General features: G+C 58.1%; 15 protein-coding genes. 8 read left to right on the top strand and 7 right to left on the bottom strand.

Translation table 11 applies throughout. The features are described 5' to 3' along the window. Positions 1 to 10: 10 nt before the first annotated feature. From ACOBR2_RS04665 to ACOBR2_RS04650, 4 genes are all read left to right on the top strand, one after another. A complete protein-coding gene (locus tag ACOBR2_RS04665; RefSeq protein WP_420238894.1) occupies positions 11 to 1,654 on the top strand; it encodes an AMP-binding protein in 1,644 nt (547 codons plus the stop codon). Between the two features lie 221 nt (positions 1,655 to 1,875). Then, positions 1,876 to 2,295, top strand: a complete 420-nt coding sequence (locus ACOBR2_RS04660) for a transposase (RefSeq protein ID WP_420239974.1) — start codon at positions 1,876 to 1,878, stop codon at positions 2,293 to 2,295. 292 nt (positions 2,296 to 2,587) lie between these two features. Beyond that, on the top strand, positions 2,588 to 4,960 hold the full coding sequence (gene hrpB, locus ACOBR2_RS04655) for an ATP-dependent helicase HrpB (protein WP_420238893.1): 2,373 nt from the start codon (positions 2,588 to 2,590) through the stop codon (positions 4,958 to 4,960). 123 nt (positions 4,961 to 5,083) lie between these two features. After that, on the top strand, positions 5,084 to 5,869 hold the full coding sequence (locus tag ACOBR2_RS04650; RefSeq protein WP_420238892.1) for an SDR family NAD(P)-dependent oxidoreductase: 786 nt from the start codon (positions 5,084 to 5,086) through the stop codon (positions 5,867 to 5,869). A gap of 45 nt (positions 5,870 to 5,914) precedes the next feature. Here the strand turns inward: ACOBR2_RS04650 and ACOBR2_RS04645 are convergent, their stop codons facing one another. Further along, positions 5,915 to 6,532 carry a hypothetical protein gene (locus ACOBR2_RS04645; RefSeq protein ID WP_420238891.1) on the bottom strand — a complete coding sequence of 206 codons (618 nt, stop codon included), beginning with the start codon at positions 6,530 to 6,532 and terminating at the stop codon, positions 5,915 to 5,917. A gap of 348 nt (positions 6,533 to 6,880) precedes the next feature. Here ACOBR2_RS04645 and pgeF point away from each other — a divergent pair, with 348 nt between their 5' ends. Continuing rightward, positions 6,881 to 7,801, top strand: coding sequence for a peptidoglycan editing factor PgeF (pgeF, locus tag ACOBR2_RS04640; RefSeq protein ID WP_420238890.1), 921 nt, complete (start codon positions 6,881 to 6,883; stop codon positions 7,799 to 7,801). A 93-nt stretch (positions 7,802 to 7,894) separates the two neighbouring features. Here pgeF and ACOBR2_RS04635 read toward each other — a convergent pair whose 3' ends face one another. Next, on the bottom strand, positions 7,895 to 8,191 hold the full coding sequence (locus ACOBR2_RS04635; RefSeq protein WP_420238889.1) for an HU family DNA-binding protein: 297 nt from the start codon (positions 8,189 to 8,191) through the stop codon (positions 7,895 to 7,897). Between the two features lie 234 nt (positions 8,192 to 8,425). Here ACOBR2_RS04635 and ACOBR2_RS04630 point away from each other — a divergent pair, with 234 nt between their 5' ends. Continuing rightward, entirely contained in the window at positions 8,426 to 9,190 is a 765-nt protein-coding gene (locus ACOBR2_RS04630; protein WP_420238888.1) for a dolichyl-phosphate beta-glucosyltransferase, read from the top strand. Positions 9,191 to 9,281: 91 nt separating this feature from the next. Here ACOBR2_RS04630 and aroE read toward each other — a convergent pair whose 3' ends face one another. Beyond that, on the bottom strand, positions 9,282 to 10,901 hold the full coding sequence (gene aroE / locus ACOBR2_RS04625) for a shikimate dehydrogenase (RefSeq protein ID WP_420238887.1): 1,620 nt from the start codon (positions 10,899 to 10,901) through the stop codon (positions 9,282 to 9,284). A gap of 74 nt (positions 10,902 to 10,975) precedes the next feature. On the opposite strand from aroE, the gene ACOBR2_RS04620 reads away from it, so the two are divergent. Both ACOBR2_RS04620 and fliB read left to right on the top strand, forming a co-directional pair. Further along, positions 10,976 to 12,964: a M3 family metallopeptidase gene (locus ACOBR2_RS04620; RefSeq protein WP_420238886.1), complete on the top strand. Its 1,989-nt coding sequence runs from the start codon at positions 10,976 to 10,978 to the stop codon at positions 12,962 to 12,964. 184 nt (positions 12,965 to 13,148) lie between these two features. Further along, on the top strand, positions 13,149 to 14,453 hold the full coding sequence (fliB, locus tag ACOBR2_RS04615; protein WP_420238885.1) for a flagellin lysine-N-methylase: 1,305 nt from the start codon (positions 13,149 to 13,151) through the stop codon (positions 14,451 to 14,453). 289 nt (positions 14,454 to 14,742) lie between these two features. Here fliB and ACOBR2_RS04610 read toward each other — a convergent pair whose 3' ends face one another. The 4 genes from ACOBR2_RS04610 to ACOBR2_RS04595 all read right to left on the bottom strand — a co-directional run bounded on the left by ACOBR2_RS04610 (position 14,743) and on the right by ACOBR2_RS04595 (position 18,944). Continuing rightward, positions 14,743 to 15,726 (bottom strand): hypothetical protein, encoded by a 984-nt coding sequence (locus ACOBR2_RS04610; RefSeq protein WP_420238884.1) that lies wholly within the window; start codon positions 15,724 to 15,726, stop codon positions 14,743 to 14,745. 165 nt (positions 15,727 to 15,891) lie between these two features. Next, complete coding sequence (locus ACOBR2_RS04605) at positions 15,892 to 16,851, bottom strand: GDP-L-fucose synthase family protein (RefSeq protein ID WP_420238883.1); 960 nt, start codon at positions 16,849 to 16,851, stop codon at positions 15,892 to 15,894. Further along, positions 16,848 to 17,912 carry a GDP-mannose 4,6-dehydratase gene (gene gmd / locus ACOBR2_RS04600; RefSeq protein WP_420238882.1) on the bottom strand — a complete coding sequence of 355 codons (1,065 nt, stop codon included), beginning with the start codon at positions 17,910 to 17,912 and terminating at the stop codon, positions 16,848 to 16,850. Before gmd ends, ACOBR2_RS04605 begins: the two co-directional genes overlap by 4 nt. An 81-nt stretch (positions 17,913 to 17,993) precedes the next feature. Continuing rightward, entirely contained in the window at positions 17,994 to 18,944 is a 951-nt protein-coding gene (locus tag ACOBR2_RS04595; protein WP_420238881.1) for a hypothetical protein, read from the bottom strand. Between the last annotated feature and the right edge of the window lie 54 nt (positions 18,945 to 18,998).

The following is an 18,998-nucleotide window of genomic DNA, read 5'->3' as shown; positions in this document are numbered from 1 at the left end:
GAAAGACGACATGAATTTGGCAGTCGAAGAAGACCTTCTTACCCAAAGCTACGCTTGCGGACCTGACCGTCCGCTGTTGAAGTTGACCATTGGCGACCTGCTGACCCGAACCGCCGAGCGCTTTCCCGAGCGCCTGGCCGTGGCCAGCCGTCACCAGAACCGCCGCTTTACCTGGGCCGAGCTGAGCCAGCAGGCTGACCGCGTGGCCCGCGGACTGTGGGCGCTGGGCGTCCGCCGTGGCGACCGCGTGGGCATCTGGTCCAGCAACTGCATCGAATGGCTGATGATGCACATGGGCACGGCGCGGGCCGGAGCAGCCCTGGTCAACGTCAACCCTGCCTACCGTTCGCACGAGCTCGGCTATACGCTCGAACGCTCGCAGATGAAGGCCATCTTCCTGTGGCATAAGGACAAACGCGCCGACTACGGAGAGGTTCTGGAGCGCGCCTGCCACGGCCACAAGCTGGCGCTGGAACACAAAATCTTTTTTGACTCGCCCGAGTGGGAGCAGATGCTGGACGCCGAGGGCCGCCTGCCCGAACGCGTTGACATCGACGACGTGGCCAACATCCAGTACACCAGCGGCACCACCGGCCTGCCCAAAGGAGTTCTGCTCACCCACCACAATATTGTGAACAACGGCCAGTTTCTGGCCCAGGGCTTCCACTACACCGAGCAGGACAAGATCGTGGTTCCGGTGCCGCTCTTCCATTGCTACGGCTGCGTGATTGGCACCATGACGGCGGTGAACACCGGCGCGGCGCTGATTCTGCCCAACTGGACCTTTGACGCCCGGGCCACGCTGCAGGCGGTTCACGACGAGCGGGCCACCAGCGTCTACGGCGTACCCGCCATGTATGTGGCCGAGTTCGCCCTGCCCGAGTTCAAGAGTTACGACCTCACCAGCCTGCGCACCGGCATGATGAGCGGCGCTCCCTGCCCCATTGAGCTGATGAAGCGCGTGCTGGGCGAAATGCACATCGGCGAGTTGGTGATTGCCTACGGGCAGACTGAAACCTCGCCCGTGGTAACGATGAGCGACGACGCCGACACTATCGAAGTGCGCGTAAACACGGTGGGCCGCGCCATGCCGCAAACCGAGATCCGCATTGCCTCCCCCACCAGCGGCACAACCCTGCCGGCCGGCGAACAGGGCGAGGTATGCGTGCGCGGCTACGCCCAGATGAAGGGCTACGATGGCGATCCGGAAGGCACAAAGGCGGTCATCCGCGAGGACGGCTGGCTGTATACCGGCGACCTGGGCGTAATGCGCCCCGACGGCTGCATCCACATTACTGGCCGCAGCCGCGACGTAATCATCCGTGGCGGCGAAAACATCTATCCCCGCGAGGTGGAGGAGTTCCTCTACACCCACCCCAAAGTAGGCGAGGCGCAGGTGGTGGGCATTCCCCACGAGCGGCTGGGCGAAATCGTTGCTGCATGGGTTCGTCTGAAGCCGGGCGAGACAAGCACGGAAGAAGAGATCAAGGAATTCTGCAAGGGGCAGATCGCCTACTACAAGATTCCCGAGCATGTGCGCTTTGTCACCGAGTTCCCGGCCACGCTCTCCGGCAAGATCCAGAAGTACCGGATGCGCGAAGTTGAGATTGAAGACCGCGGCCTGCAGGATGTGGCCCGGACGCAGATGGCGTAGGGCGTTCCAACTCCACAAATACTGTCCCAGTTCCCTCGTACTTGGGGACCTGGGACAGCATTTACCTCAACTCGCGGCTTTCAAATACGATCTGACATCCGCCGCATGCCTGCTTTCATGCTCTGCTCACCGAATGCCTGCCTGAGGCTAAGCCACGGCCACGAAACAACCCTACGAACCAAGTCCGGGAAACGAGTCCGTGAACCACGCCTAATGCGCGTCTGTTCAAGAAGGCCACAGCCGATAAGTCCGTGCCCGCTTATCAAGGCCACGCGTTGATGGAGAACCGCAACGGACTGGTGGTGGCCGCGGAAGCGACACCGGCCGCGACCATCGCCGAGCGCGAAGCTGCACTGAGGATGCTGGAGCTGGTCGTGGCTCCTCTGCCCGAGCGCGCAAACAGCAACATTACGCTCGGGACCGACACGCAGTATCAGGAAGCGGAGTTTATCAAGGCCCTGCGGCAACGCAAGGTGGCACCGCACGTGAGCCAGTACCAGAAGAGCAAGCTGGACCGCATGTTGCGCCAGGTGAAGCTGCGTGGGCTCAAGCGCGTGGACTGGCTTTATCGGCTGACCATCGTGGCATATAACCTGGTGCGCATGCGGAGACTGCTGCCGTTTGATGCGCAGCCCTGTTAGGGCCGAACTGTGTCTGCAGGCCGCAAATGCGGCCCGAAGAGCCGTAAAAAACGCACCAGCAAACACTCAATCACGCAAAAATTACGACTTTTCGACCGCGGGAAGCACAAGGGGTGAGAAAATATGCGTTTTTCCGCAGCCTGTTTAGCCCACACTGATTTTGCAGGCTTTTTGCAAGGGTTAAAACCCTCGCCACTCTCCCAAACGAGTTTTCAGCAGTCGGTAAAGCCCTCGCCTTTTTAGGAGCTTTGTTTTGACCCGCACCACGCCCTTGCGATTGGATGGAAGTTGTATGCGCCCCACTCTGCCCTCACTGCCGATTGACGAACTGCTGCCCGGAATCCTTGCCACACTTGCCCAAGAAAACAATCTGTTGCTGGTGGCTGAGCCGGGCGCGGGCAAAACCACGCGGGTTCCCGCCGCACTACTGCTCACGGCCGTCCGCGGCGATGTGCTGGTGCTGGAGCCACGCAGGCTGGCGGCGCGGCTGGCCGCGCGCCGCGTAGCCTTTGAGCTCGGCGAGGAGCCGGGCCAGACGGTTGGCTATCAGGTGCGCTACGAGCGTGTGGCCGGGCCCGCAACGCGGCTGCACTTCCTTACCGAAGGTGTGCTCACGCGCCGCCTGCTCTCTGACCCTGAGCTGGCCGGAGTCAGCGTCGTGGTGCTCGACGAATTCCATGAGCGTCACCTCGAAAGCGATCTGGCGCTGACGCTCTTGCGCCGCTTGCAACAGCGCAGGCCGGAGCTCAAGCTCATCGTCATGTCGGCCACGCTCGACGCCGAGCCGCTCGCGGAGTTCCTCGGCAACTGCTCCGTTGTGCGCAGCAAGGGCCGCCAGTTTCCGCTCACCATCGAGCATCTGCCCTACTCGCCCGCAACGTTGGAAGAACAGGTGCGCGGTGCGCTCGAACGCCTGCTGACGGCGGGCGAAACCGGCAACATTCTCTGCTTTCTGCCGGGAGCCGCCGAGATCCGCCGCGCTCAGCGGGCCAGCGCCGAACTTGCCCGCCGCTACGACCGCCTGCTGCTGCCGCTCTACGGCGATCTTTCACCGGCTGAGCAGGATCGTGCCGTGGCTCCCAGCAAGGAAGCAAAAATCATCCTCGCCACCAACGTCGCTGAAAGCTCCGTAACCATTGATGGCGTGACGGCTGTGGTGGATAGTGGTTTGGCGCGGCAGGCCTCGTGGTCGCCGTGGACGGGGCTGCCCACGCTCACCATTGGCCGCGTCAGTCAGGCCAGCGCCACGCAGCGTGCGGGCCGTGCGGGCCGTCAGGCTGCGGGCCGCGTGCTGCGCCTCTACGAGCAGGCCGACTTCAATCAGCGTGCGGCGCACGAAACGCCCGAGATTCTGCGCGGCGATCTGGCTCAGCTCTGCCTGCTGCTGCGGGCCATGGACTTCAGCCATCCACTCGAATTGCAATGGCTCGATGCGCCGCCCGCGCAATCGGTGGAGCAGGCCACGGCGCTGCTCGATCGACTGGGCGCGGTGGGCAAAAATGCCACACGGCTCATGCGCCTGCCCGTGCATCCGCGCCTGGCCCGCATGATGGAAGCGGCCAGTGAACGCGGCGTGGGCATGGCAGCCTGCATGACGGCGGCGCTGCTCGAATCCGGTGCGCGCCGTTCCCACTGCGATTTGCTGACTGCCCTCGATGAGCCGCTCGACGAGCGCACCCGCCATCAGCTGCGCTCCCTGCTGCGTTTGGCCAAGCCCAGTCATGAGCGCCGTGATGATGATGACGCGCTGCTGCAATCCATCCTGCTCGGCTTTCCCGATCGTGTGGGTCGCCGTCGCGCCGGCAATCAGGTGATGCTGGCCAACGGCGTCTCGGCCGAGCTGGCCGGGGAGCTGCCGCCGTGGCCTTTCCTGATCGCGCTCGACGTGGAAGACCGCACGGAAAAATCCCTGCCCCAGATCCGTCTGGCCGCACGCCTCGAAACTGACTGGCTGCTCGATCATTTTCCTGAGCGCCTGCGGGAGGAGTCGGTGGTGGTGTGGAATCGTCAGGCCGAGCGCGTCGATGCGCTGAACCGCCTGCTCTTCGACGATCTTGTGCTGGAAGAATCGAACCACGCCGCGCCCGAGGTCGGGGCTGCTGCCGCACTGCTGGCGGAGAAGGCGCTGGACGCAGGCATTGAGCGCTTTGTGGATGGCGAACAGCTGCAGGAGTGGCTGGGCCGCGTGGAGTTTGCCGGACTCGGTTTTTCCGCCGCCGATCTGCCTGCATGCTTCACCGGCTTTTGCTCCGGCATGCGCAGCTTTTCAGAACTGCGTGCGGCAGGCAGCGGCTTCCTCGGCTGGCTCGAACAAAATTCCGCACTAAATCCTGCCCAAAATCTTGACGCACGCCGTCTGCGCGAGGCCGCGCCCACCTCGCTCAAGCTGGCTGGCGGCCGTCAGACGCGGGTTCACTACGAGCAGGGCAAGCAGCCGTGGATCGAATCGCGCCTGCAGGACTTCTTCGGCATGCAGGAGACGCCGCGCATCGGTCCCCAGCGCACGCCGGTGGTAGTGCACCTGCTGGCTCCCAACCGTCGCCCGGTGCAGATCACCAGCGATCTGGCCGGCTTCTGGCAGCGCCACTATCCGCAGGTGCGCCGCGAATTGATGCGCCGCTACCCACGCCACGCCTGGCCGGAGAATCCGCAAACCAGCCTCTAGCTTCCAGCTTTTAGCTGTTCGTGCTGCGGGCAGGACTTTGGCTGATGCAAGGAACTATGTCCAGGCAAGAAAAGCTGGAGGCTGGCAGCTAAAAGCTGCCCTTTGCGTTAGCATGAAAGCGCGATGGCAAACCTGACGGACTTCAAAGGCAAATGGGCGCTGGTGACCGGCGCAAGCTCCGGCATTGGGGCAGAAGCGGCGCGGCAACTGGCAGCGGCGGGCGCAAACCTGGTGCTGACGGCGCGGCGTGTGGAGCGGCTGGAGGCACTGGCTGCGGAATTGCGGGAGCGGGGCGCGGAAGTGCGCGTGGTTCCTGCGGATCTGCTCGATCCCGAGGCTCCCGCCAAGCTCTTTGCCTCCACGCAGGATCTGGCCATTGAGATTCTCATCAACAACGCCGGCCTCGGCCAGTGCGGCGCATTTCACCTGAGCCCGGAAGAGCAGGAGCTGGCTCAGGTGCGTGTGAATTGCGAAGCCACGGTGCGGCTCACGCGCCTTTTTGTGCCGTCCATGGTCGAGCGGCGGCGGGGCTGGATTCTCTTTCTGGCTTCCACCGCGAGCTTTCAGCCGCTGCCCTACTTTGCAACGTACGCGGCCAGCAAGGTCTTTGACCGCTACTTTGCGCTGGGCCTTGCTGAAGAGGTGGGTCGCTACGGCGTCAAAGTGACGGCACTCTGCCCGGGACCAACCGAAAGCGAGTTTTTTGACGTGGCGCGGGCCGGCATCTTCAAGATGCGCGGCGTGCAGACGGCGGAAGTGGTGGTGCGCAAGGCGCTCCACGGGCTGGCGGCGGGCAAACGCACCATCCTGCCCAGCTTCGATGGCAGAATGATCGCGTTTTTCGTGCGCTTTCTACCCATGAGCCTGATTACACGCATGGTCGAAAAAGGTGCGCGCCCCAAGGCGTAGACAGGTCGTTCATCCCAGCAGCGAGAAGTTTTTAAAACTAAAAAATTACTTGCCCACGACAGAGAACGAGTCGAAGAACCGCTTCACGTCCAGATCGCGGCGGGCGCTGGTGGACGGGAAGGAAGCAATGAGCATGTAAAGTCGCTGGCCGGCCAGAATCATGCGGGCGTTAAAGACCCCTCCGCCTGAGTTGCGGCCGGAAAAATCCCGCGCCGCAAAGCCCTGCACGCTGCTCTTCGATTCGCTTACCAGGCTGGATTGCGTGCGGGTCAGAGCGTCCTCGCGGGCTGTGTCCAGCGTCTTTTCCCCTGCCATGTCGCTCGCGCGGGCCACCGGAGGATTGTCGGCCCAGGCCACCGAGAACGAAGTGTCCGCGTCCGGGTAGGCATAAAGCATGTTGATCTGCTCAGAGCCGCCCGCGGCGTTATAGGACGGAATCTGGATCTCCTTGCTGTCCGTGGGCATCTCCACCTTGAAGCCGTCCGGCGTGCGGTCCAGCTTCTGCCAGAGGATGCGTGCCGGGCGCGCGGTCTCAGCCGACGACGCGCCACTGTTCGAGGAGCCGTCGGGGCTGACCAGACCGAGGTCCTCCCGGTGCAGCCAGGCATAGACGCCAAAGCCCACCAGAATGACTGCAAAAAGGAGGATGTACCAGCGTTTCACACCTGAATCATCCACAATTGCAGCGGTAAGTTGCAAGCTCCAAAGGACGGATTCTGCGCAGAAGTGCTTCTGCAGTAAAAATGGGAAACGGATTCGGCAAATATTTTTACCGTAATATGCAACTTTCGCAAAAGCGGCGCATCCTATTGTTAATCAGCAGAGGCTTCCCCTATCCCCCTTCCACGAAAGGTTTCCTTTCCGAAGCTGGTCCTTTGAGGGCCCCCTCCACACTTCCCCACGTTTTCTCCCTCCTTCAATGCCTCTCGAGCGGGCCTGCCGGAAGGCAGGCCCATTTGCTCTTCTGCTTCCGTGCGTTTCTGCAGGCAACGGAAGATAGAATTGAAGGCAATGCCGAGCAAAACATCCAGCCAAAAGATCGTTTCCGCACATGGAATCTCCGTGAAAACTGCCGGAGAGTTGCAGCGCCCTGCCAGTCAGCCCGTAGTGGCCAGCAATGGTGTGCAATGGCTGGCCGTTCCCGGATGGGAAGAATATCCCTGGCTAAAGGCTGGCTTCAGCACCCGCAAGGGCGGAAAATCCCGTGTTTACGCTGCCCCCGGTGCTCCGGCTGAGCTGAATCTTGGTTTTACCAAAGAGGATAGTGCGGAAAACGTGGCCGCCAATCGCAACCTGCTGGCTGCTGCCGTCCGTGGCAGTGACCAAACCCCGCTGGTGGCGCTCCAGCAGATCCACTCCAACCTCTGCCGCATTGTGACTGCGGAGGACGCGGAGCACGAGCCTCCCTTCCGCGCCGATGGCCAGATTAGCAATACGCAGGGCCTTCTGCTAGGTATACAAACAGCCGACTGCATTCCCGTGCTGGTGGCCGACCGCAGAAAAAAGGTGGTTGCCGCCTTCCATGCCGGCTGGCGCGGCACCGTCCAGCGCATTGTGGAACTGGGGGTGGGCCGCATGGTTCAGGAATTCGGTTCAGAGCCCACGGATCTGCTGGCTGCCATCGGTCCCGGTGTCGGATCCTGCTGCTACGCGGTAGGCGAAGAGGTGCGGCAGGAGTTTCAGTCGCAGTTCTCCTACGTCGACCAGCTCTTCCACCGTGTCAGTGTGGCTCCTGCGGCGTCTTCCCTGCATCTGGACCTGATTGAAGCCAATCGCCGCCAGTTGCTGGCCGCGGGCCTTCCGACCGACGCTATTCAGATCGTGGGCGGCTGCACCAGCTGCCATACGGAGCTGTTCTACTCCTACCGCAACGCAAAGGGCATTACCGGCCGCATGATGGCCGTCATCGGCGTCTTTACGGAAGCAGAATAGCGAAGAACCCGCAGCCCGTTTTAAAACAAAAACACCGCCCCGCTTCCACAGGAACAGGGAGCGGGGCGATGCAATTGGAAATCTTGAGTTTAGCTACTCGTCTTTGCCGGCTTCGTCCGGGTTCACCAGGTCGCGCAGTTCCTTGGAGGGCTTGAAGTAGGGAACCCGCTTGGCAGGAACCTCTACGCGCTCGCCCGTCTTCGGATTGCGACCAATGCGGGGATTGCGCTGGCGGATGCGGAACGAACCGAAGCCGCGAATTTCAATCTTGTCTCCGCCCTGCAATGCGCCAATCACAGAACTGAAGATCGTTTCTACAATGACCTCACCGTCACGGCGGGTCAGATCGCCCAAACCGGTAACCTTTTCTACCAGATCTGCCTTCGTCATCTCTTTCGGGCCTCCGCTCTCAGCATAAACGGATTCTGGCTGGGAACGCAGGAAAAAGCAAGTAACTTTTTCACCTTTTACCTTTCTCATCATAGAGTTGGCCCCATTTTTGACCTGTTTTCGCTTCCTTCCCGGCTGCTTTCCTCCGGGTACGATATGATGGGCTGAGTCTTCTTGCTAAAAACAGGGGGACAACCGGCACATTCCACCATGTTCCCGGGATAGACGGCAAAGATGGATTTTCCCAAGTACAGTATCGTGATCCCGGCTTATAACGAGAGCCAGCGGATTCCTGCCACTCTGATTTCAGTGGTCGAAGCGGTCCGCAGCCATGGCTGGGCGGCGGAAATTCTTGTCGTCGACGATGGTTCTCGCGACAAGACCGTCGAAGTTGTTCGCAATTTTGCCGCCGCCAATCCGGAAGTGAAGCTGCTGCAGAACGGTGCCAATCGCGGTAAGGGCTACAGCGTCCGCAATGGCCTGTTGCAGGCCTCGGGCCAGATCGTCATGTTTACCGACGCTGACCTGTCCGCGCCCATCGAAGAGGCCGAACGCCTCTTTGCCGCCATCGAGCAGGGGGCCGACATCGCCATCGGGTCGCGCTGGCTGGAGCGTGACCGCCAGACCCATCGTCAGCCGCTCTACCGCCAGTTCTTTGGCCGCTGCTTTAACCGCTTCACCCGCCTGGTGATGGGGATTTCCTTTGCCGACACACAGTGCGGCTTCAAGGCCTTCACCCGCGAAGCGGCCCAGACCATCTTCCATCTGCAGACCATCGAGGGCTGGGGCTTTGACCCAGAGATTCTCTTCATCGCCCTCAAGCGTGGCTTCAGCATCGCTGAAGTGCCGGTCAGCTGGGCCCACGACGAGCGTACCCGCATCAGCTACCTGAAGGACGGCTTCCAGATGCTGCGGGAAATCGCCGTCGTACGCCGCAACGCCTTCCTAGGCCGCTACAACAAGCCCGTGGAAGAGGCCAGCCGCTCCGCTGCTCTCTAATTTTTCCGCAATCCACCGCCGACCGTGAGCACTCTGCTCCGGTCGGTTTTGTTTTGTACTGCGCAAGAAGTGGATGGTTTCGCGTCACCGTTTACCGAGCAGCCGTGAGCGCCTGCTCCACCACGCGGCGCATCTCAGCCTCGGGTGCGGGCTTGCCGGTCCAGATTTCGTACTGGCGAGCGCCCTGCTGCACAAACATCTCTACCCCGCGAATGGTTTCGAGTCCACGCGTGCGGGCCAGTTTCAGCAGCGGCGTTTCCAGCGGATTGTAGATCATGTCAAAGACCAGCGCGGCGTTCAGTTCGTCTTCCTCGATGGGAAGCTTCGCTTCCATGCCGTGCATGCCGCAGGGGGTGGTGTTCAGCAGTGCATCCAAGCGCTGCGTCTTCAGCTCGCTTTGCGGAATCGCTTCGGCTCCGGCAGCCTGCGCCAGCGCGACGGCCGTGGCGTGGGTACGATTGACGATAAAAACCTGAGCCCCCTGCGCCACCAAGCCAAAGACCGCGGCCCGTGCGGCTCCGCCCGCGCCCAGCACGGCAATGCGTGCGCCGTTGAGTGTGAGGCGGCGCTCGAGGGGACGCACCACGCCTGCCACATCGGTGTTAAAGCCCTGCAGTCTGCCATCGGCCATGGTGCGCAGCGTGTTGCATGCGCCAATGCGCTCCACCAGCGGATCGGCCTCGGCCAGCGCAGGCAACACCTGCTGCTTCAGCGGCATGGTCACGGCCATTCCGGCCATGGGCAGCTCCCGCATCACGCGCAGCATGTCTTCAAGCGCCTCCACCTTGAGCGGCAGCATCACGGCGTTCACGCCCTCCGCCGCATAAGCCGCATTGTGCATGAGCGGCGAAAGCGAGTGGCCAATCGGATTGCCGGCCACGCCCAGAATGCGGGTTTCCCGGTCGATCTTCTCCACACGATAAAGTTCGCGCAAGGTGCACACCGTGACCTGGCCGGGGGCCGTGCCCTCGCACTGGTCAGGCGCGGCAAAGGTAAAGCGTGCGCCAAAGCACGGACCCAGCACGCGGCTGATCAGTCCCTCTTCACCCATGGCAATGCCCACCACCGAGCGTGTGCCGGAGTGCTCTTCCAATTGGCGCAGCACGGCCAGATTGTCGCTGAGCGAGCGAGCGGTGGAAACCACCTTCACCACATCGGGCGTAAAAACCAGAATGCGCGCATAGGCTCGGGGCAGATCTTCTGTGGCGGAAAAATCATGAAAGCTGACCAGCAGCGCGGCTCCGGCAGCATGGATCTTTTGCTTGAAGGCTTCGACCTGTTCGAGACCAGCCTCTTCCGCCGATTCAATCTCCAGATCCACCAACCTGCAACCCGCCTGAGCCGCAGCCAGCAACAGCTCCAGCTCTTCCGCAAGCGAGCCCGTGAATGCGCCATGGCCATGGGTGCGACGGCAGGTTCCCACGCCCACAACGGCATTGTGGCTGGCAAGAAACTGCTGCAAGCCAGCCAGAGCCGAGCGCGGATCCGGCGCGGAATCCAGGCGGAATTCCAGAAAGCTGGCAGTGCGCGCGGCTTCCCGGGCGCGGCTCAGAAGTTCGTCCACGCTTGCGCCCTGAATAGCGACGCAGAGCTTGTCCAATGGCGGCAGAGAGACGGTGTGCGGCTTGGCGTTTTGAGTCATCGTGGTGGTCTGAGGCATCTTAGAAATCAGCGTGGCAATCGGGATGCGCTTGGCAATGTGGAATTGCAACAGCTTTCTTCTTCTATTGTGCCAGTTCTGCCCGCGCCCCGTATGGCACTCTGAAAGCTGGAGGATTTGCACGTATGACCGAGTCTGTTACCGCCACAACCACCGAACTGCACGCCTGGGAGGCTGGCGGAAGCGCCTCCGCCGAAGCGCTTGCTGCATGGGTCAGCGCACGGCTGGCGGCGCATGAGGCTGCCTTGGCCGCACTGCTGGCAGTGGAAGGTCCTCGCACGCTTGAAAACACGCTGCGCCTCTACGATGTGGCCATTGAGCAGCTGAATCTGGCGGGCGCGCAGGCCGGTGTGCTCAACTCCGTGGCTGCCGACAAGGCCGTGCGCGATCAGGCCCAGCAGGAGGCCCAGCACATCTCCATGGCAGGCAGCGCGCTCAGCCTGAACCGCGCCGTGTACGATGCTTTGTCCGCCATCGATCTGGAAGGAGCCAGCCCGGCCACTCGCCATTATGTGGAACGCACGCTGCTCGGCTACCGGCTGGCCGGTGTGGACAAGGACGAGGCTACCCGCGCCCAGTTGCAGGCCCTGCACGAAAAAGCCACCATGCTCTCGCTGGAGTTTGGCCGCAATATTCAGGAGGGAATGAAGACCATTGAGGCCACGGCCGACGAGCTTGCCGGTCTGCCCGAGGACTACATCGCCCGCCATCAGCCCACTGCCGACGGCAAGATCCTGCTCACCACCGACCAGCCCGACATGCAGCCCGTGCTGACCTTTGCCCAATCCGCCGTACTGCGGGAACGCATGTTTCTGGCCTACAACACGCGGGCTTATCCCGCCAACAGCCAGATCCTTCTGGACCTGCTGAAGACGCGGCAGCAGATTGCCACAGTGCTCGGCTTCCGCAGTTGGGCCGACCTGGCCACCGCCGATCAGATGATGGGCTCAGCAGCCAACGTGCGCACATTTTTAGCCAAGCTCTATGACGCCAGCGCCGACGGCGCAGCCAAAGAGCACAAGCTCATCCTCGACTACGTGCGTAGCCAGCAGCCCGGGCTTGCAGCCATCGACATCACCAGTCGTGGCTACTGGTACGAACAGTTCCGCCGCCAGACCTTCGACTTCGATTCGCAATCCGTACGGCCTTACTTCCCTTACCCGCAGGTGGAAGCCGGTGTGCTCTCCACGGCGGCCCAGCTTCTGGGCGTGGAGTTCCGCCCCTCCACGGCCAAGGCCTGGCATGAATCGGTTTCGGTGTACGATGTCTATGACAAGGGCCAGTTGGCCGGCCGTTTTTATCTAGACATGCACCCCCGCGACGGCAAGGACAAGTGGTTCTCCGCTGCGCCCATCGTCACCGGTGTGCAGGGGCGCTACCTGCCCGAAGCCGCGCTCATCTGCAATTTTCCCGGCGGTGAAGCGGGCGATCCCGGCCTGCTGCAGTACTCCGACGTGGTGACCTACTTTCATGAATTCGGCCACCTGATGCATGCCATTCTGGGCGGTCACACCGAGTGGGCCGGGCTCTCTGGCTTTGCCACCGAGGGCGACTTCATCGAGGTTCCCTCGCAGATGCTGGAAGAGTTCTTCCGCGACGAAAAGCTGCTGCAGTCCTTCGCCAAGCACTATCAGACCGGCGCAGCGCTGCCCTCTGAGCTGATCCGCAAAATGAAGGGCGCAGGCGCATTTGGCCGCGCCGACTGGCTGCGGGCGCAGCTCTACTACACCACGCTCTCGCTCGACCTGCACGATCAGGACCCGGCGGCAATCGATCTGGACGAGATTACCAAGCGGCTCTACACCGCATTGCAACCCTGGACGTGGCAGGAGGGCAACCGCATGTACGCCAGCTTTGGCCACCTGACCGGCTACTCGTCCAACTACTACACCTACGCCTTTGACAAGGCCATCGCGCTGGACTTTTTTGCCCAGTTCGACCCCAAAGACCTGCTGGGCTGTCCGGCTGCTGCACGCTACCGCTCGGCCGTACTCGAACAGGGCGGCTCCAAACCGGGCCGCCAGATAGTGCGCGACTTCCTCGGCCGTGAAGAGGAGTTTGCCGCCTTCAGCGAGTGGCTCAATGAAGAGTTTTCCAGCGGCCTGATCGGCTGACCGCTCCTTTGTAAGACAAGAAAAAGCCCGTCTTCTTCCAAGCGAAAGAGGGCGGGCATTTTCTTGGCCGTTTTTAAGTCTTGTCCAATTTCACGACAATTACTTTGGCGCTCCAACTGCTCCCTTTACCTGTGAAGCGGATGAAGAGCATTTCCCGCCTACTCACACCCTGGGGAGAAGGAACTTGGAGCAAGCCTATCCGGCGGTTACCTACGCCACACAGTTTGCGTGCATCGGCGCCGACTGCGAAGACACCTGTTGCGGAGGCTGGACAGTGCCTGTCGACCAGCCCGCTTTCGACCGCTTTCAACAGCTTCCGCCCAGCCAATTAAAAACAGATCTGCTGGCCAGCATTGAGTTAAAGAACGCGCCCAGCCCGCACTTTGCCGTGCTGCGCATGAAGGAAGACCATAGTTGCCCGCTGCTGACCTCCAACAAACTCTGCAGCCTGCATGCCACCCATGGCGCAGAGATGCTGGCCAATACCTGCCGTCAGTATCCGCGCTACAGCCAGTCCATCAACGGCCAAACCGAAATCTCGCTGGCGCTTTCCTGCCCGGAAGCGGCCCGGTTAGTGCTACTGCATCCTGCACTGCTTGAACAGAGCACCCTGCACGATCCGCTTGCATTTTCTGCGACACCGGAAGCCGACGCCGACACGCCCCTGCTGGCCTGGGCCGGGCCGGTGCGCAGGCTTGTGCTCTGGATCGTTGCCGGACAGCAGAATTATCCGCTCTGGCAGCGGATGTTTCTGTTGCGCATTCTCTGCCATCGCCTGGATGCTCTGCATGCCAACAACACGGAAGAGCGGATCCCTGCGCTGCTGGCTGATTTCCACTCCCGCATCCTCTCTGGAACATTGCGTGCCTCCATGGATCGCCTGCCCGCTTCCACGGAAGTGCAACTGGACGCGGTTCTGCAGTTGGCCGGACTACTTCTGTCGCAATCCAATCTGACACCGCGTTTTCTGGAGTGCGTGCACGCCTTCACCACTGGAATCGGCAATGGCCCGGGAGCCACTCTGGCCTCACTGAGTGCAGGCTACGACCGTGCCCGCGACCAGTGGCTTGCGCCCTTCCTGGTACAGCAACCGAAGATGCTGGAAAACTGGCTGGTCAACGCCATCCTCTGCCATCGCTTCCCCTTCGGCTCCCTGAACCGCGAAGACCGCCAGGCAACCTCAGCCGTCGATCAATTTGAGGCGCTGGCAGCCAACTTTGCCCTGATGCGGGGCTTGCTGACGGGCGTGGCTGGCTTCCATCGCGATAACTTCTCCTCGGCTCATGCAATACACACCATGCAATCAGCCTCCAGGCACTTTGAACATCATCCCGATTTTCTGCCCAAGGCCCGCACTCTGCTGCGCACTGCAGGACTGAACGACCTGCATGGCATGAGTAAATTGCTCAATGATGCACCGCTACAAAAACGTTTCTTGGTTGCAGACAGAAATCCAGAACAAGCTTCCTTGTCCACCACTCATCACTAAGCAACTTTAGTCGGGCCGTGAGTACCGCAAATGAGTGAGGTATTTACTCGCTATAGAAAAATCATTCATTAAGGATGCTGAGTCAGGGCACGACTTCAGTCGTGCCGCATCCCACGCAAAATGAACGAGGGTTTTAGCCCTGAGGGATGGCTTTGCACACCTCTCAGAACTTACTCAGCGTTCGTACTAAAAGAACCACTGGCGCATATTGCGTCAGTGGTTCTTTTAGTACAAACGCTGAAACACATCCATTCAATATCCCGGACTCGAATGGTCCAAGATATTCCACCTATCGTCTGGCATAAAATCTACCGATAAAACCAGCGAGTTTACACTCGAAGAGTTTCCACTTCAGTGCCAAACTTCCATAGGATTGAATCGGTGCGGATACGTGATTAAAAAACTCCTTCACGGCACTCACTGGAGGATTGCCGGAAAGCGCATTACGAACAAATCGATACTTCCATGGCTTGTTAATTACTGCATGAAACATCGTAAATCCACCCTGAATGAACCCCATTGCCTCTGGCCCCATGGACGCAAACGGATACTCCGTACACATGAGCGCAATGTTCATTGCATCCTGATCCACGGCATGCATTGGATCGATGCGAGATCCCTCCAGGAATCCATCTATTTCGTACCCTTCACCCCCGGCATACTCAATGTAGCTCTTCCATGTATTTAAATATCCTGCAGACGCCCTGGGAACCCCAATCATCCCTCCGTTGTAATGCTGCACAAGAGAACGCCTGACCTGCATTTGATTGGAGAGGATAATCTCTCTCCACTGCTGCCTCAACAAATCGCATTCGGGCATAACCTGATACAGCATGTCCTGACATACTGCAATTCCATACCTGCTCCATTTTTCATAAAATGACCAAGGACAATAAAAGCCAGCTCCGGGGTTTGTGAACAGATAGATATCAGGATCGAAATACCATAAATAATCACATTCCACATCGTGATGATTCAATATATCCAACATGAATTGCGGCTTGTAATTCGTAAAATGCATTTCCGTCTCGATTGAAACAAAGACAAGTGCCGCCCGTCCCGAAACAGAATATCGATGAGTTTCCTTGTCCACCTCCTGCAACTGATTCAGCCAGGGCGGCAACTCTCCCCTGTAGCCGATCCAAATCGTCCCGGAAAATCCGGCATTGACAAGTGAATTCACCAACGCAGAAACACCCAGATGGTAATCCCCTTCATACAGTGTGCAGATTGATGACTTCAGTATTTTATTTGCTACTTCCGTCTCAGGCATTCCCATCCCTCTCACCAGCTACAATCCAGGCCCCTGACTCGTTCCGACACATTAAACAAAACCAGAATTGATGTAGCCCGCAAGCAGTTCACTCGAGTAGACGCGACCTCCAGGGAGCGGCAATCTCGCATGAACTGAACAAGGACACAGGGCTCTGGTTTTGCTCTAGATATGTTTCGTGGTGATGTGCTGCAGATACCAGTCGTAGGCACTTCTCATTCCTTCTTCGAAGGATGTCTTTGCCTTCCAGCCAAGTTTTTCCATCCTGCTTACATCCATTACTTTTCTCGGCATCCCGTCCGGCTTGGACGAATCGTAGACAAACTCTCCTTCCCATCCAATTACCCCGGCAATCCGGTCCGCCAACTCTCGAATAGTCATTTCCTTCCCCGTACCAACATTTAAAAAACTATCGCCTGAATAATTCTTCATAGCAAAAACACAAGCATCTCCAAGGTCACCGGAATATAGAAATTCGCGCTTTGGCTGCCCCGTCCCCCAAAGAATGACCTGCTTTATCCCGCTCATTTTTGCATCATGAATCTTCATGATCAGGGCCGCAACAACATGACCGCCCTCGGCATCATATCTATCCCCGAGACCGAACAGGTTGGTAGGCATCAATGAGATGTAATCGCAACCATACTGCCGTCGATAGGCTTCGCATAGCTTGATTCCTGCGATCTTTGCCACAGCATAACTCTCATTGGTTGGCTCAAGCGCGCCCTGCAGTAACATATCTTCCGTCATCGGCTGCGCTGCATAGCGTGGATAAATACAGGACGAGCCAAGAAACAAAAGTTTTTCCACTCCACACACACGAGCAGATTCAATCACGTTCAACTCGATCATCAGATTTTGGTAGATGAATTCTGCCGGCCGAGTTGAATTCGCCAGAATGCCACCTACCTTTGCCGCTGCAAGAAAAATAGCGTCGACTCCAGCGTTCTTCAGCCAGGAAAGCACAGCATCCTGCCGCAAAAGATCAAGTTCCGCATGGCTTGCTACAACAATTTCACACTGCTCATCGGCCAGCCTTCTTACGATTGCAGAGCCTGCCATTCCCCTATGCCCAGCCACCCAGATTCGTTTTCCTTGCAACGAATACTTTTCCCCGACGCTCATACTTCCCTTTCCGCCAGCGCTTTTCCGTCAAGACTCTTGATATCCGCTATCACCATTTCCTCAACAAGGTCTCGAAACTTGATTTCGTGCTTCCAACCCAGAACTTTTCTTGCCTTGGACGGATCACCCAGTAACAGATCAACCTCTGTAGGCCTGAAATAGCGAGGATCAATTTGCACCAGAATCTGCCCTGTGTCTGCATCCCAGCCCACTTCATCCACACCGGTTCCCTGCCATTCCACCCTGCGCCCAATCTGTGCGAATGCTAGTTCTATAAACTCACGCACACTATGTGTCTCCCCCGTAGCCAGCACATAATCATCCGGAGTATCTTGCTGGAGCATGCGCCACATGCCCTCAACATACTCTTTGGCATGTCCCCAATCGCGCCGAGCCTCCAGATTGCCAATATAGAGTGGAGCTTTCGACCCGGCCTCAATTGAAGCCACACAGCGTGTGATCTTGCGCGTAACAAATGTTTCGCCACGTACGGGACTCTCGTGGTTGAACAGAATTCCATTCGAGGCGTGCATGCCATAAGCCTCGCGATAATTTACTGTGATCCAGTATGCATATAACTTGGCAACCCCATATGGGCTGCGCGGATAAAACGGTGTGGTTTCGGTCTGTGGTGTCTCCTGCACCTTGCCATACATCTCCGACGTTGATGCCTGATAGAACCGTGTCGACTTTTCCAGACCAAGAATTCGGATCGCTTCCAGTATCCGCAACGTACCAATTCCATCCGCATTCGCCGTGTATTCCGGGGTATCAAAACTAACCTGAACATGGCTCTGTGCGGCCAGATTGTAGATTTCATCTGGACGAATTGCCTGTATAATCCGGATCAGATTCGTCGAATCCGTCATATCTCCATAGTGAATTTGAAACTTCTTTTCCGGAAAATGAGGATCCTGATAAATATGATCTATACGTGCGGTATTGAACGACGATGATCGTCTCTTTATGCCATGCACAATATACCCTTTATTGAGCAGCAGTTCTGCAAGGTACGATCCATCTTGGCCTGTGATTCCTGTAATAAGAGCACTTTTCTTCATAACTCACACCCCTCTCATATCTTTTTCAATGCCTTGCTAGACTATTGTTTTTTGATATTTTTAGTGCTGCACATGAAACACCTAGCTTCGCCGATATATCCTGCCGATGAACGCGCCAACCTTGGACGAGAACTTCAACCACCAATATCTATTCTTCGAATAAGCTCGCAGCGGTCCATTGCTATGCTCTATATAAACTTTCATAGCCCGGGTAGGAGGAATTCCGCTGAGTGCTGCAAGGATAAAAGATGTTCTCCATGGTTTTGCTCCAACAGTATGGAACATTGCATTCCATCCTGGAATGAAGCCCATTCCCTCTGGTCCAAGAGTACTGATGGCACCGTCACTGAACATTACTGCCATATTTAATGCATCTTGGTCAGCCATGCTGAAGGGATGCTCCATCTCAGATTCTGCGAAACTTTGTAGATTCCTTCCAGACGCCTCAGCAATATCAATAATTTTTCTCCAAAGAGAAAGAAATTCAATCTGGCCGCGCCCTATTCCCAGCAAGCCGCCATTATAGTATCCCGGAAGAAGCCTCTTGCATTGCAGCCCATGTGCTTCTCCAATTTCCTTCCACAGCAATCGCAAAGGATTATTTTCCGACAATCCCCTACGTACAATCTCTTCACAGAGTGCGACTCCGCGCGTGCTCCATTTCTCAAAAAACCACCATTTAAAATTTATGCATACATCCGGATCTATATACCACAAATACTGTATGTCCTTATTTTCGCAAAATATTTTCTGCATGAATATCGGCTTGTAATTCGTCAGGTGACGATCTGAGTCAATGACGAAGATATCGACAATAATTGATCCAGTCTTATAACTACAGTCTTGACCATTATTTTCACATTGCTCCAGCCACTCAGGAAGCTTTCCACGAGTTCCGACAAAAACATGTCCCACATAACCATATGCGCTCAATGAATTAATGAACGCTGCAAGTCCATAATGATAGTCACCTTCGGCAATGGTACAGATCGCCTGACCACTACTGCCAGAAGTTTCTCTCCATGATTCCAATTTATATATCCTTTCTCTTCGTGCAGCTATCAACACACAACACTTTTCTTAGCG

This window comes from Telmatobacter bradus (assembly GCF_048629425.1).
In the GTDB taxonomy this organism is placed as follows: domain Bacteria; phylum Acidobacteriota; class Terriglobia; order Terriglobales; family Acidobacteriaceae; genus Telmatobacter; species Telmatobacter bradus.
The sequence above is the reverse complement of the archived record's forward strand: the minus strand, read 5'-3'. Positions and strand labels throughout refer to the sequence as shown.

What these genes read in the sequence shown, in the direction of transcription:
- ACOBR2_RS04650 (WP_420238892.1), top strand. Translation starts at nt 5,084, where the DNA reads ATGGCAAACCTGACGGACTTCAAAGGCAAATGGGCGCTGGTGACCGGC.
- ACOBR2_RS04605 (WP_420238883.1), bottom strand. Translation starts at nt 16,851, where the DNA reads ATGAGCGTCGGGGAAAAGTATTCGTTGCAAGGAAAACGAATCTGGGTG.
- ACOBR2_RS04630 (WP_420238888.1), top strand. Translation starts at nt 8,426, where the DNA reads ATGGATTTTCCCAAGTACAGTATCGTGATCCCGGCTTATAACGAGAGC.
- pgeF (WP_420238890.1), top strand. Translation starts at nt 6,881, where the DNA reads ATGCCGAGCAAAACATCCAGCCAAAAGATCGTTTCCGCACATGGAATC.
- ACOBR2_RS04610 (WP_420238884.1), bottom strand. Translation starts at nt 15,726, where the DNA reads ATGCCTGAGACGGAAGTAGCAAATAAAATACTGAAGTCATCAATCTGC.
- ACOBR2_RS04620 (WP_420238886.1), top strand. Translation starts at nt 10,976, where the DNA reads ATGACCGAGTCTGTTACCGCCACAACCACCGAACTGCACGCCTGGGAG.
- ACOBR2_RS04665 (WP_420238894.1), top strand. Translation starts at nt 11, where the DNA reads ATGAATTTGGCAGTCGAAGAAGACCTTCTTACCCAAAGCTACGCTTGC.
- gmd (WP_420238882.1), bottom strand. Translation starts at nt 17,912, where the DNA reads ATGAAGAAAAGTGCTCTTATTACAGGAATCACAGGCCAAGATGGATCG.
- hrpB (WP_420238893.1), top strand. Translation starts at nt 2,588, where the DNA reads ATGCGCCCCACTCTGCCCTCACTGCCGATTGACGAACTGCTGCCCGGA.
- ACOBR2_RS04635 (WP_420238889.1), bottom strand. Translation starts at nt 8,191, where the DNA reads ATGACGAAGGCAGATCTGGTAGAAAAGGTTACCGGTTTGGGCGATCTG.